Annotated in this window: 10 protein-coding genes and 1 riboswitch; of the genes, 9 read left to right on the top strand and 1 reads right to left on the bottom strand. The window is 40.0% G+C overall.

Features of this window, described 5'->3' with window-relative positions:
- Positions 1-27: 27 nt before the first annotated feature.
- Entirely contained in the window at positions 28-771 is a 744-nt protein-coding gene (locus tag DWX57_RS05945; RefSeq protein WP_120123234.1) for a leucine-rich repeat protein, read from the bottom strand.
- A 233-nt stretch (positions 772-1,004) separates the two neighbouring features.
- Between DWX57_RS05945 and DWX57_RS05940 the strand changes: the two genes are divergently transcribed.
- From DWX57_RS05940 to metK, 9 genes are all read left to right on the top strand, one after another.
- Entirely contained in the window at positions 1,005-1,637 is a 633-nt protein-coding gene (locus DWX57_RS05940; RefSeq protein WP_120123233.1) for a TadE/TadG family type IV pilus assembly protein, read from the top strand.
- Positions 1,638-1,669: 32 nt separating this feature from the next.
- The gene (locus DWX57_RS05935; RefSeq protein ID WP_120123232.1) at positions 1,670-2,404 is read left to right on the top strand and encodes a prepilin peptidase; all 735 of its coding nucleotides are present in this window, start codon (positions 1,670-1,672) and stop codon (positions 2,402-2,404) included.
- 17 nt (positions 2,405-2,421) lie between these two features.
- The gene (locus tag DWX57_RS05930; RefSeq protein ID WP_120123231.1) at positions 2,422-3,720 is read left to right on the top strand and encodes a WG repeat-containing protein; all 1,299 of its coding nucleotides are present in this window, start codon (positions 2,422-2,424) and stop codon (positions 3,718-3,720) included.
- A 17-nt stretch (positions 3,721-3,737) separates the two neighbouring features.
- Entirely contained in the window at positions 3,738-5,540 is a 1,803-nt protein-coding gene (locus DWX57_RS05925; protein ID WP_165852771.1) for a DUF6382 domain-containing protein, read from the top strand.
- A gap of 26 nt (positions 5,541-5,566) precedes the next feature.
- Positions 5,567-6,337: a PP2C family protein-serine/threonine phosphatase gene (locus DWX57_RS05920; protein WP_055222436.1), complete on the top strand. Its 771-nt coding sequence runs from the start codon at positions 5,567-5,569 to the stop codon at positions 6,335-6,337.
- Positions 6,338-6,349: 12 nt separating this feature from the next.
- Positions 6,350-8,083 (top strand): serine/threonine protein kinase, encoded by a 1,734-nt coding sequence (locus DWX57_RS05915; RefSeq protein ID WP_082431230.1) that lies wholly within the window; start codon positions 6,350-6,352, stop codon positions 8,081-8,083.
- Entirely contained in the window at positions 8,083-8,607 is a 525-nt protein-coding gene (locus DWX57_RS05910; protein WP_055222437.1) for a hypothetical protein, read from the top strand. The genes DWX57_RS05915 and DWX57_RS05910 overlap by 1 nt, the downstream gene beginning before the upstream one ends.
- Before the next feature lie 23 nt (positions 8,608-8,630).
- Positions 8,631-13,889, top strand: coding sequence for an Ig-like domain-containing protein (locus DWX57_RS05905; protein WP_120123229.1), 5,259 nt, complete (start codon positions 8,631-8,633; stop codon positions 13,887-13,889).
- Between the two features lie 150 nt (positions 13,890-14,039).
- Positions 14,040-14,169: riboswitch (SAM riboswitch) on the top strand.
- A gap of 70 nt (positions 14,170-14,239) precedes the next feature.
- Entirely contained in the window at positions 14,240-15,427 is a 1,188-nt protein-coding gene (metK, locus tag DWX57_RS05900) for a methionine adenosyltransferase (protein ID WP_022217499.1), read from the top strand.
- The last annotated feature ends 19 nt before the right edge of the window (positions 15,428-15,446 follow it).

Here is a 15,446-nt window from a genome sequence, read left to right as displayed (position 1 = left end):
TCTTTTTCTGTTAAATAAAAGTTTTTACTAATAGAAAATTACTTTGAATGTGTTACTTTCGTTATTTGCATCATAGCCGCCAAAGTTATCGTCGTTTGCCATAAATGAACCTGTTTTTACATAAACCTCACCATAAGCAAGATATATCATTGCAGCAGATTCTTTTACGCTATCCGTAAATTTAATTCTCAATGCACTACATGTTGAGAAACAGTCGGAACCTAATGATTCGACATTGTCAAGACCGGTTATAATGGATAATGATGAGCAGAGGGTGAAAGCGTCCTTTTCAATAGTCTTTACTGTATCTGGAAGTTTTACGGCAGTCATTTCCTTTGATAAAAATGCAGATTGTCCAATACCGACAACTTTACATCCGTCAATCTCGGATGGGACAATAACAATTGGAGCATCTCCCGTGTATTCAGAAATAAAGCATTCCCCATCTGAAATAAGATTTTCATAATCAGCATTCTCACCCTGCTTTATAATTGAGAAATCTGACGATGAATTTTCAGGAAGTGTATCCAAGTAGGATGCGGCCTCGTCATAAGTCATAGATGCAACATCTTTTACATCTACATTTGAATCTTTTGGGGTAGCATCATTTGTTGATTCTTGAATACTAGAGCTGTCATTTGTAGTTTCTGTCGTTTGCGCTATATCAGAGGTTGAATTGGAATTAGCAGAATTGTCAGATTTGCTATTGCATCCAATCAACATTACAGATAAAGCAATACACATAGTTCCATATAGTATCTTTTTTCGCATGGTAATCCTCCCTTATATATGTTTAAAAATATATTAGCAATAGACGGCTGAATAGTCAATTAACAAATAATTAAAAATGGCAATAAATGATTGAAAAAAGAGTACATAGCGCTAAAACCGCCAAAAGTTTGAATATATTTGAAGGTTTAATTGTTGACAAAATAAAACATAAAAATTAAAATTAACACGTATAGAGTTTATTACTCTAAAATATAAAGGGAGGTCTGAGGGATATGGACAAGAATGAAAATGGTGCAATAGTAGTGGAGGCATCAATTGCGGTGCCAGTATACATATTTATTATATTTACAATATTATCAATAATTAATATTTGTTATGCGCAGACAAAAGTTCAGGTTGCACTTAATTCTGCTGCAAGGCAATATTCAGAAATATCTTATGTGATGTATGTGACTGGTCTTGCAAAGACCGGTGGATATTCTGGTGGAAAGTCTTCGGTAACGGCTCAGAAGATCAGTACAGAATTGAGCAAGATATTGAATGATTGGGGTGGTGAATCAGCAGAGTTAAATGAAATGACAGAAATGATTGGTTCAACATCTTTGTCACAGGTTTTGGATAATGCGGTTGCAACAGGAGCCATGACTTTATTAGTAAACAGAGAATTTAAAACATCTAAAAATGGGGATTCTGCAAGTTTAAAGAAATGGCTCAAGATAAAAGGAGATATTGATGTACATGCAGTTGTAACCGATAATGGTGTTTTGGTAGTTGGCGCCTATTACGATATTGATGTTATTAAACTTTTAAATGTAGATTTTCAATTCCATTTTCATAGTGGAACAATGACTTATATGTGGACAAACAGCGAGAGTAAAACACCATCCGTAGGTTCAAAAAAGTAAAAGTAATAAGGGAAAATAATAAGGGGAAATATATGCAAATTACGAATTTTATCATTATAAATGTGGTTACGATATTATATAACATAATTAATTTATTTATGTTCAAGTATGAAAATAAATATAGTAATGACATCGAAGCACAGAGTGAAGAAGAAAAAGCAGAAGCAGATGATGGTAATAACAAAAAGCAGCAAGAGTACACAGAGGAGAAATATAAATTAACTGATTCAGTTGGCGTGGTATTCCTTGTTTTTATGTTTTTTATGAATATTGTGCTTGCAAATGTGATTACATATGTATATCAAAATTCTGTTGCTATAAATGTAAAACTTATGTTTATCGTGTCTATATTATGGCCGATTGCATTTATAGATTCTAGAACAAAAAGAATTCCAAACGATATTTTAAAGATAATGCTTGTGGGCAGGCTGGTTTTTCTGATACCAGAATTCATAATGGTTGGAGACATACCGCATCGTCTGTTATCAATGCTTATTGCAACAGTGGCGGTGTTTTTGGCATGTGTGTTGTGTTGCCTGCTTATTAAAGGGGCTATAGGAATGGGAGACGTAAAACTATTCAGTGTTATGGCGTTGTATCTTGGCTTGGAGGGCATTTGGCCGGCTATTTTCTGTTCTCTTATAGTATCATTCTTTGTTGCTGTTTTTTCATTGGTGACAAAGAGGGCGAAGAGAAAAGATAATATTCCATTTGCACCGGCAATTTTAATAGGTACATATTTATCAGTATTTTTAACGGGAATATGATATGAGGGAGGACAAAGATGAAATACAGAGTTTTAATTCCACCAGTATTAGTTGTGTTGTTTGTAATATCTATTTTTTCCACTATGAAAAATAATACAGCTACAGAAAAACAGTATGAAGATTATATAAACCAGGCAAGAGATAGTGCAGGCTATGAGATTTATGTGGATGCTGAGGCAGATTATAATGCAGCACTGGGTATGAAGAAGAGCGTGGATATATATAAGGAGCTTCTGGATGTATATATTGCAGATAACAAGGATAGTGAGGCAAGAAGGACAGCAGAGAAAATAGTTGATGAATTTCCGTATGATGGAAGAGCCTATGCCATAAGTGCAGGAGTATATAAATATTACGAGAAATATCCAGAAATATACAGTTTGTATAAGAAATATAAAAAACAAAATTTGTATGACGAGGATATGGAAAAAATATTCGAGGATGTAGCGTGGCTATGTAAAATTGGCAACCAATTTTATGATGTTGGGACATATTCTAATGGATTGTGTGCGGCTTCGTATAGTGAGGATTTATGGGGATATGTTGATACTAACGGAGAAAGTGAAATAGAAGATAAATATAAATATGCTGGTCCGTTTATTGGTGATATAGCACCTGTGGAGACGGTTAATGGCATTTGGTATTTTATTGATATGGAAGGAAATAAGAAAAAAGTTCTCAATAAAATAGAGAATGTCAAGCAGATAGGTTATGTGGGTGATGCGATACCGGTATTTAATGGTGAGACGTGGGCGTATTATACCAACAGCCAGAAACTTATATGCGATGGATATGATGAAGCCATGACAATGGCAAATGGTTATGCGGCTGTAAAAAAAGGAGAATTATGGCAGCTTATAGATGGTGATGGTAAGGCTGTGACAGATCTTATTTATACAGATATTGTTGTTGATGATAAGGGAATCTCATATAGAGATTGTTATTTTGCACAGAAAGATGGCAAGTATCATATGTATGACATTGATGGCAATGTTATAGGCAGTGATGCATATGATGATGCCAAAATTTTTAATCCTGGAGAAGACTTGGCGGCCGTTTCAATAGATGGTAAATGGGGATTTATTGATGCAACAGGTAAACGGATAATTGAACCACAGTATGACGACGCCAGAAGCTTTTCTAACGGAGTTGCGGCAGTAAAGTCAGGAAATAAATGGGGCTTTATTAATGAATCCGGAGAAATGGTAATAAAACCTACATTTAGTGATGCAAAAGATTTTAATGATAGTGGAAAAGTAATGGTAAAAGATAGCGGAACATGGCAGCTTTTGAAGCGGCTTATATACGAGGATTAGTAAAGGAGAGAACACACATGCAGGGATTTACTTATGAAAATCAGGGACAGAATACATATCTTGTATATCAGTTTGACGACAGACCGATAGATACAATGGCTCTTGGTATGCTGACCAACAATAAGATAAAGGGGTTTGCTCCGGCTATATATACAGAGATAGATAATCAGAAATTCATCAAGTACAATGTGTCGTCACATGTAACACTCAGTAAGCTCTTTATGGGAGATGTCCGCAAGATGCGTCTTCTTAAGACATTCGTCAATATTGTGGATGCAATGCAGATGCTTGATGCGTATATGCTTGATAGAAGAACAATCATGCTGGACAGAGATTACATATATGTGGATGCGTCAACATCAGATGTATCTATGATATGCGTGCCTGTTGTAGATGAGTTTGCTCCTATAGATGAGAGAGAATTCTTTAAAAACATTATTTTCTCTGTCAGCTTTGCGGCAAATGAGAATGGAGACTATGTGGCAAGGATACTTGCTTATTTGAATAGTGTTGAACTCTTCCAGCTTCAGGATTTCAAGAAGATGCTTGAGGGGCTTATGTCAGAGCAGCCTGCGGTCGGTATGCAGAATGTACAGCCTGCCATGGGTGCTCCTTACATGCAGAACAATCCTTATCAGCAGACTCCTGCGGGAGCACCTGCACAGCCACAGATGAATATGAAACCTGCTGTTATGCAGCAGCCGGTTCCACCTGTACAGCCACAGAACAGACCGACAGATATTGGCCAGGAACCTGCTATACAGAATGTATATGTATCCTCTGGGGCGAGTGCAAAGGATATAAAACTGGCAAAAAGAGAGGAAATGCTCAAACAGCAGGAAGAAGAAAGAGCCAGAGAGATGGCAAAGAATCCTATAGCACCGGAGAATGTTGATATGGGATTTGCAGTTCCAGGTATGAGTACAAACCAGTACGCAAGTAAGCCGAAAGCAGCAGCACCTGCAGTGCCAGCAAAGAAAGCTTCTAAGGGAAAGAAGAATAGCGGTTCATCAGAGGATGACATCTCATTGTTTTATCTGATGCAGCATTACAGCAAAGAAAATAAAGAAAAATATAAAGCGGCAAAGGAGAGAAAGAAGTCAGGGAATACAGCTACAGAGGCTCCTGTTGCTAAGAAGCAGGCGTCAGTGATCAAGCCGATGGCAGCATCAGCAGTTCAGCAACCGCCTGTCAGCAATCCATATCAGGCGGCGCCAGCACAGCCACAGGCACCAGTAATGAATAACCCATATCAGGCAGCACCGGTACAGCCACAGGCACCAGCAATGGCAAATCCATATCAGGCGGCGCCAGCACAGCCACAGGCACCGGCTATGAACAGTCCATATCAGACAGCACCGGCACAGCCACAGGCACCAGTTATGAACAATCCATATCCGGCACCACAGATGCCAGCGATGGGCGGAATGCAGGATGACTATGATCAGACAACGCTTATAAAAAATACTGGTAATACGGATGATGCTGGAACAACGGTGCTCAATGCGGCAACAAAGGTTGAGAGACATCCATATTTGTATCAGGTCAAGAATGGCCGAAAGATATACTTAGATAAGAAAACAAACAGAATCGGTAAAAATAGAGAGGTTGTAGACATATGCATAGATGGAAATCCGGCGATCAGCAGATGTCATGCAATTTTCTATAGAGTTGATGATGCCTGCTACATAGAGGATCTTAATTCAACAAATGGAACATTTGTTGATGATCAGCAGATAACAAGTAACTGTAAAACAATGGTTCGTGTAGGTTCAAGAGTGAAGCTGGGCGATGAGGAATTTGAACTTAGATACGACTAAATCTGCCGAAATGGAGGAGAGGGTTTATGAGTTGCTTATTAGTTGTACATAGTGATATCGGAATAAAAAAGAGTACCAATCAGGATTCGGTTCTCGCTGTTAAGGCTGATACGGATATGGGTGAAATTTCACTGATTGCCGTATGTGATGGAATGGGTGGATTTGCTAAAGGAGAATTGGCATCTGCCACGGTTATAAGAGCCTTAAATGACTGGTTTGCCAACAGATTAACCTATCTGGTTGGCAGCGGATTCAGCGATGACGGTGTGCGCAGGGAATGGAATGATCTGTTAAAAAAACAGAATGAAATAATAAAAGCATATGGAGCAGTAAATGGAATAAGTCTGGGTACTACGATTGTGGCTGCATTATTTTACGGTAACCGGTATATCATATGCAATCTGGGGGATTCCAGAGCATACAGATTGAGCAATGGAATAGAGCTTATAACAAAAGACCATTCATATGTTCAGAGAGAGATAGATGCGGGAAGAATGACAGAGGCGGAAGCAGAGGTAAGTCCTCAGCGAAGCGTAATATTGCAGTGTATAGGTGCTTCGGATGATATATTTCCCGATTTCTTTTCAGGAACTACCAGTCCTGGTGACAGCTTTGTTCTGTGCTCCGACGGTTTCAGACACAAAATAGGCATGAACGAGATATATAAATACCTGAACGCCGGAATGACTCCGGATGAGGTGAGAATGAAGAATAATATGGAATATCTCACAGAGCTCAATAAATACAGGGCAGAGACGGACAATATATCAGTTGCAATGGCGAGAATAGTATCATAGGAGGGGAGCGCTATGCTTGAGATAGGTTCTCTTGTAGATGGAAAATATAAGATCCTGAACAAAATCGGACAGGGCGGTATGAGTGTTGTATACCTTGCCATGAACGAGAAGGCAAATAAGCAGTGGGCGATTAAGGAGGTCCGAAAAGATGGCAAGAAGGACTTTGACGTAATACGGCAGGGGCTTGTTGTAGAGACGGACATGCTTAAAAGGCTAAAGCATCCGCATTTGCCGAGTATAGTCGATGTTATAGATGGAGATGGTACCTTCCTTATAGTTATGGATTATATCGAAGGTAATCCTTTAAATGTTCTGGTCAATGAACAGGGAGCCCAGTCGCAGGAGGACGTGATCGATTGGGCAAAACAGTTGTGTGATGTGCTTGGATATCTTCACAGCAGAACACCGGCTATTATTTATCGAGATATGAAGCCGTCCAATGTAATGCTAAAGCCTGACGGCAATGTTATGCTTATTGATTTTGGTACTGCCAGAGAATACAAAAATAAGAACATGGTGGAGGATACAACCTGTCTTGGAACTCAGGGATATGCGGCTCCGGAGCAGTTTGGAGGGCATGGTCAGACTGATGCCAGAACGGATATTTATTGCCTGGGAGCAACTATGTATCATCTGGTTACTGGTCATAATCCGGCTAAACCTCCATATGAGATGTATCCGATAAGACAGTGGAATCCGAAGCTTTCATCAGGACTTGAAGAGATAATTCTAAAATGTACCAGAAAGAACCCTGATGATAGATATCAGTCATGTAGTGAATTGATGTATGCGTTGGAGCATTACAACGAGCTGGACATTACATATAAGAAATCACAGAAAAGAAAAATGTTCGGATTCGCAACGGCGGTTGTGTTGTCGGCGGCGCTCTTTGGTACAGCAGGATATATGAATTACAAAGAGAAATCTTACAAGAGTCAGAACTTTGATACGTATTATACATATGCGGGTACGGCGACATCGGAATCGGAGTTTAAAGACATGGTTAGCAATGCTTTAAGCCTGGATGATACTTCACCTGAGACATATGATCTTATACGTACTAAGTATCTTGAATATTTTGAGAATGGACAGCCTCAGGGTTCTGGGGATAAATCGATAACATTCAATGAGCTCAACAGTATAAAGGAACTGATTGAAAAGGATGGACATCTGGATAATTTCAAAAAAGCAGATCCTCTTGAATATTACAATTTCTGTTACAATCTCGGACTTAATTTGTGGGCATATATGAATAACGGAAGCTCCGACGCAATAGCGTGGTTTAGCAAGGTTGAACCATATTCGGATGGAAATAAAAACAACAATAAGAATGCGTCAAATGCAAAACTTTTCATAAGGCTTGGAGGATATGTGAATTCTTCAGGTGGAAGCGGAGTGGATATATTTGATGAGGATGTAGATTATTCTGCCGAGTGGGATGATCTGGTAAGCTTGTATGACCTCACGATATCACAGGATGACAATTATACTGATGATAAATTCAAAGCGTATACATATCAGCTTATTCTTAACCAGATTGTTGCAAAGGCAAGGGAATATAACGGTTATATAGATGCGTCCCAAATGTATGAAATGATAGACAACATAGAGACACAGGTAAAGGGTGCTTTGGTGGAGGTTGTCGGTAACAGCTATGATGGAGTGTTTGACAGCCTTATAGATACAGCGCGGGGAAAGGTGAACAGTGCAGTCACCGGATCAGGTAAGACTGGGGGTGAGAAGTAATGTCACTTAGTGTAGATGAGATAGAACGTACCATGAATACATATCATACAGCGTGGCTTGTGTGTATGATAGCGGCATGTGTATTTCTTGTTGCAGCGGTTGTATTGTTTATTGTGTTTCGTATTCCAAGGGTGTTCATGAACCTCACAGGTATTGAGAGAAAACGCCAGATCAAGGAGATCACGGAGAATGTCGGAACAGAGGCACAGACTGCACGGCATAAGTCGGTACAGAAAAGAAAAACTGTACAGCCTGAGCCACCTGGTGTTCAGCAGAATAGTGCATACCAGATGAATGCCGGACAAATGCAGACGACAATGCTGGCGGGGCAGAATTCGAGTAACATTGATTCGACTGTCAAGCTGGCAAATTCTGAAAACACTGTATTGTTATCAAACAATGGCGGTGGTGCAGGGGCGACTGATGTTCTGGTTGCCAAAGCAAAGCCGGAGAAGTCAACAAGAAGCAGTGTGTTCAATATAACGCAGCAGATAATTCTGATTAATACAGAAGAAATCATATAAGTATAAGAGAGGAGCAAAGAGAAATGAGAAAATCAAGGTTTTTTAAAGCGTTGATGGCATGGACACTGGTTGTGATTATGATAACCGCAAATGCAGGAAGTGTACTTACATCAAGAGCAGTAGAGAGCACACCTGTATCTCAGGACGGACAGGATGGGCAGAGCCAGAAGGATCAGCTCAAAGAGCCTGCTTCAGAAGAATTTAAAAAACCGGCAGGAGTCGGTGATATCACATTTATACAGAATGAGATCAAAAGCGGGCTTGGACAGGTTACAACGGGCTTGAGGGTAGCCATAGACAATGGAGAAGAATTCAAGAATAGTGTTGATAAGGTGGAGTTCTGGATAGGGTCTATATGTGCAAGCTGTATTCACACTAAAGATTATGTGGATGAAGAATATTATGATTTTGATTTATTGGGTTCCCAGTTGAAAGCCGGGGATGAGCTGAGTGTCAGATTCTATCCGTTTCAGGGTGATTTTACTGCATGGACCGGCAATGTTGATTCAGATATAAATATAATACATGGAATTGACAGAGCATATGTATCTGAGGATAACGGCAGCTATAAGCTTAATATAAACACAAGCTTTGAGGGCAAAAGAAAATACAGTGTAGATATAATTGGAACAGATGATGGAAAGTCTCTTGCGGGACAGCCATATGAGCTTGTTACATCAGATGGAACAAGTGAAATAGAGCTCAGTTCAATTGTAAAGAATATCTCGGAAAAGAATTTCTATGTGAAAGTATCCGGTATAGATGCTTATGGAAACGCATTGGCAGAGGTAACTACAAAAGTTGTGACGAATTCGACATATCTTACGGTTAAGTATCCTGACAATGTAGAGATTTTAGCTGTCAGCGGAAAAAATGACCAGACAGCTATAGATGGCAGATATACTCTTTTAAAAAATCAGAAGATAACATTAAAAATAAAGGCAAATTCACCAAAGCCAATTATAAGCAGTATAACTGACAATGGAAATAACCTGGCATTTACTTCAACAGCTTCTGGCAAATCTGACAGCACGGTGTATTCTCAGACGAGCGTAGATATAGCTTTTGATGGAAATAATCATGAAGTTCAGATTGAGACTTCCGATGCACAGGGCGAGGGAGTATTGTCCTTTGCAAAGAATATAAAGAGTAACGAGTTCTATCCTACATATAAATATACTGCATTTTTCACAACGAGAAACGTGAAACCGGAGAATGCAATAGATGAGTATAGCGTGAAATTTAGCTCTGACTCTGCTGCAATAGAGTCGATCAATGCAAAAACCGGAGTATTCACAATTGCGGAGGATGCTCAGGAGAATTCTACATTTGAGATTAAGGCAACATACAAAATATGTGATACTGAGAAGACGGTTTCTATCAAGGGAACGGTGAAGTATGGTCAGTTTGACAATTTCAATTATGTATATGTAGATAAAAACAACACCACTTACCCGACAATGGTTGACAACAGCTATGTGTGGATGAATAGGCCGGTATTCCTCCGACTGGGCTTTGATACTGATAAGGTTGTATCCTATAAGGTAAATGATGGCGCATATACATCAATAGGAGACTCATCTCAGAAAGATATATATGCAGACGACAGTAACAGCTATTTTGAAAAGGAAACTAAAGTAAATATTACAACCAAAGCAATAGGTGATAACAAAAATCAGGATTCCTCTACGGATAAGAATAATTTCAAGTATAAGAAGGATGAAGTCCCTGTATATGTTGATCTCAATGCTCCTGAAGCAAAGGTTTCATACATGAAATTTTATGCAAAGAACTCAACAGAAATTCAGATAGACAATGCATCTGAGAAAATACCTGAGGCATATAAGAAGGTTGTGACACTTGACATATCCGATCCAGAGTCAGGCCTTGTTGACAAGGTTGTGTATTCGGATCACGAGCTGACAGATATCGATGTAAATAATACGACTACGGACAGTGTAAATAAGATATTGAGTAAGTACAGTAATCAGACAATATCCGTCAATTCAGGAAGAGCAGAGCTTACAGTTACTGCAGATAAGAATCCAAGCAATGACGCTCGGAATACGTATTATTTCTATACATTTGACAAATCCGGAAACTGTACTATGATCACCTGTGATATTGGTGCACTTCCACAGATAAAGGGTGGCGCAGTCAAGTATAAAAATGAGCTTAAGGATGGTTTTACAAAGGCTGGAAACAGTGTTTATTTCACAGTAAATGGTTCATTTGGAATATATGAAACAGATGTGGATAAGGAGTATGGCTCAGATACAGCTTATATCAAGTTCTATTACGTTAAGGCTGGAAATCAGAACAACAAGATTGCAATAGATAATATAAGTGTATCAGAAAATACAGAGCAGGGAGCATATGACGTAACAGGAACATTTGATATACCTAAGGGTAGTGATGCTGATGGCGTATACGATGTGTATATGGATGTTCAGGATGCTGCAGGAAATAAGCTGGATAATATGCTTCATGCACATTTTACAGTAGATAACACTGCTCCTGTACTGACTGCGAACAAGGAGTTTGGAGACAGCAGCTATACATATCTTAACGCATCAAGTAATAGCGCATGGGGAGTAAAGGCTGTTGAGAACAATCTTAAAAGTATAAGTGTAGAGAGCGTTGATATTGCTAATGTTGGCGACTCATCAAAGAGCGCAGAGGATATCAAGAAGATCGTAACAGATACATTTACATATCCGGGTCAGGCCACACAGTTTGTCAAGAACAATGATGGCACATACAGTACCGGAAGCTGCAAGATTCCTGCTGAGGCAAAGTATACAGTAAATCTTAAGGCTGAAGATGTTGTGGGTAACATATGCAGGCTGTCTATGAGATTTTATTATGACAAGACATCAGCCAATATATCCGGTTTTTCTGTTAAGCCGATGTCTGACGATACAAAATACGAGGATTATAAGTCCTTCTCCAATGGAGCAATCCAGTTATCATTCAGTGCAAATGATGATGTCAGTGGAGTAGGAAAGGTTGTCATTGATTTTGAATCGGCAGATAAAAAGAACAGTGACACAATTGATTCTGAGGTATGGACATGCGGATCAGGAGAGAAGCTAACTAAGGCGTTTACCAAGCTTATAGACAAGAACTTTAAGGGTAAAATAAACATAACTGTATATGATGTTGCAGGCAATAAGGCATATCAGAGCAAAGAGGATGTGACAAAGTATTTTGGTGTAGTCAGAGAGGACAGTAATCTTCATGAGAGAACGTCATCTGTGGATATCACTGAGAACAGTTCAATTGCAACAAAATATGGTAACGTATATTATTATGGCAAGGATGAGAATGTAAGCCTGTCAATAAAGGCAAATGATGATTTCTCGGGAATAAAGAATGTTGTGCTTAAGGACAATGGAAACGTTCAGACTCTATGTGATAATACTGATAAAACATCCATTAAGACAAAGTTCAGTGGATCATACACGATAGGTTCCGCAGAAGAAAACGAGGGAGAGCACCGTGTGATGGCAACGCTCACTGATAATGCGGGAAACGTAATTACATCTGGTGTATATCGCAGATATGTGATTGATACCATAGCTCCAGTTATAAGCTGTACATATGATTCAAATAATGACTCAAACTTCTACAACAGGGCAAGAACGGCACATATCAGAATTGATGAAGTGAATTTTGATCCTGAAAAGGTTACTGTGTCAGTGTCTAAGAATGGTGTTGTGACTAAGCTTAAGAATAACTTCAGTAAGGATGGTAATACATATGTAATGGACTATGTATTCTCAGACGATGCAGATTATATTCTTACAGTTACATGTCGAGATAAGGCTGATAATAAGGCAAATGATTATTCGTCAGGAAAGTTCACAGTGGATGCGACAGCACCTGTATTGGAGGTTTCGTACGATAATAACAGTGCTCAGAATGGCACATATTACAATGCATCCAGAACGGCTACAATAAGGGTTGAGGAGCATAACTTTGATGCTTCACGAGTTAATATAGCTGTAACATCGGAGGATGGAACATCCGCAGCTCCGGGAGCAAGTGGATTTACATCAAATGGTGATACGCACGTTGCGACAGTCAATTTCTCTGCAGATGGAAAGTTCCGTATAAGGGTAAGCGCAACAGACAGTGCGGGAAATACTGCATCAAATACAGTTGATGATTCATTTACCATTGATATGACTGCTCCTGAGATTAGCATATCGCAGGTAGAAAAGGATGGAGTATACACAGATGAGGTATCGCCGGTTATATCTGTAACGGATACAAACTATAACAAGGATGGCATATCAATAAGTGTGACCGGCACAAGAGGCGAAGCTGGCAGTGATGATGTGGCATACAGCGCCGAGACGGTTTCAAATGGTGAGAAATATTCATATTCTAACTTTAAACAGAGCGAGAATGTTGATGACAATTATACTCTGGTTGTGACTGCTAAGGATATGGCTGGAAATGAAACAAGTCAGGAAATAGGATTTAAGGTAGATAGATTTGGATCTTATTTCGTACTTGGAAAGGCTGCAAAGGCAAGCGTCGACAGATATTATACGAATCTGAGCGATGGTGACATAGTTATAGATGAGTATAATGTTGCCGGTTTTGCGGATTCTGATGTGTACTATACAGTTGGCGACAAGGTAGTAAACCTTGAGAGCAATGAGTATACAGTCAAGGAAGACAAGCCGTCAAATGGATGGAACAAGCGTTCATTTACAATTCCTGCTGATACCTTCAAGGACGAGGGTGTGTACAGTATAGTTATCCATACCAAGGATGCAGCGGGAAAAGAAACAGATAATGAAGTAAAGAATGCTGCGGTTAAGTTCTGTATAGATAGAACAGCACCGGAGTATCATGTAGCTGGTGTTGAAAATGGTGCTGTGTATGAGAATACGGATTCTGTAAGTGCGTCGGTTTCATTCCATGATAATCTTGCGCTGGGATATGCGGACATCACGGTTGACGGAGTCAAGACGAGATATGAAGCTAAGGACATTGAAAAGCTCGGCGGAGAGGTTAAGCTTGACGATATAAAGGCATCTGCAAAGAAGCACACAATAGTTGTGGAATGTTTTGATGCAGCAGGTAATGGCGCATCGGATAATGGTTCAGAAATAACATTTACTGTATCGAGTAATGCTATTCAGACGGCTATGGCTGAGGCTGGCAGCATCTCATGGATCATTATACTGATCATAGTTATTGTGGTATTGATTATTGCGGGAATAGTTATATTCCTTGTAAGAAAGAAAAAGAAGGATAATAACTAAGTTATTGGTATGGGCAAAGGGGATAGCCACATCTCCTTTGCCCATTATATATAAAAAAACTCATTAAGCATCATTTCCCCCAAAAATATGTTGACTAATAACTCTCAATGATATAGAGTAATGATTGCATTTATAGATATTAGAAAAACGCTCTTATTCAGAATGGTGGAGTCAGAAGGGACGAAGAAGCCATGGCAACCCCGATGTCAGATTCGGAAGGTGCCGACCTGAGCGACGCAGATATGTAGGTGATACAAGATCTGTGCTCGAACAATGAGAGGCTTGACAGACACGATCAAACCGCTCATACGAAGCGGTTTTTCTTATGTACAAAAAGGAAAGGAAGTAGTATGGAAAGAAGATTATTTACATCGGAATCAGTAACAGAAGGACATCCTGACAAAATCTGTGACCAGATATCGGATGCAGTGCTTGACGCGCTGATGGAGCAGGATCCAATGAGCCGTGTGGCATGTGAGACATCCATCACGACAGGTCTTGTGCTTGTCATGGGAGAGATCACAACCAACGCTTATGTGGATATTCAGAAGATCGTTCGTGAGACGATCAGAGAGATCGGATACGACAGAGCAAAGTACGGATTTGACTGCGATACATGCGGCGTTATCACAGCCATAGACGAGCAGTCATCAGATATTGCCATGGGAGTTGACAAGGCACTCGAGGCAAAGGAGCATCTCATGAGCGAGGATGATATCGAGGCGATCGGTGCCGGAGATCAGGGTATGATGTTCGGATTTGCAACAAATGAGACACCTGAGTACATGCCATATCCAATAGCACTTGCCCACAAGCTTGCAAGAAAGCTCACAGAGGTAAGAAAGAACGGAACACTCCCATACTTAAGACCGGACGGTAAGACACAGGTAACAGTTGAGTACGATGAGAATGACAAGCCTGTAAGACTTGATGCAGTCGTTCTCTCAACACAGCACGGAGAGGAAGTCAGCCAGGAGCAGATCCACGCTGACGTTAAGAAGTATATATTCGACGAGGTTCTTCCACAGGAGCTCATCGATGAGAATACCAAGTTCTTCATCAATCCAACAGGAAGATTCGTAATAGGTGGACCAAATGGTGACAGTGGTCTCACAGGACGTAAGATCATCGTTGACACATACGGCGGATATGCCCGTCACGGCGGCGGAGCCTTCTCAGGCAAGGATTGTACCAAGGTAGACCGTTCAGCGGCTTATGCGGCCCGCTACGTGGCTAAAAACATAGTTGCAGCAGGTCTGGCTGACAAGTGTGAGATACAGCTCTCATACGCTATCGGTGTTGCAAGACCTACATCCATCATGGTAGACACATTTGGCACAGGAAAGCTTTCAGATGAGAAGCTTGTCGAGATCATTAGAGAGCACTTTGACTTAAGACCAGCAGGTATCATCAAGATGCTTGACCTCAGAAGACCTATCTACAAGCAGACAGCAGCTTACGGACACTTCGGAAGAACAGATCTTGATCTCCCATGGGAGAAGCTGGACAAGGTGGATGTGCTGAAAGCATACTTATAAGCAGATTAAAAAAATTCAG

Origin of the sequence: Coprococcus sp. AF19-8AC, from assembly GCF_003603115.1 — a bacterium.
Classification (GTDB): Bacteria; Bacillota; Clostridia; order Lachnospirales; family Lachnospiraceae; genus Coprococcus; species Coprococcus aceti.
The sequence above is the reverse complement of the archived record's forward strand: the minus strand, read 5'-3'. Positions and strand labels throughout refer to the sequence as shown.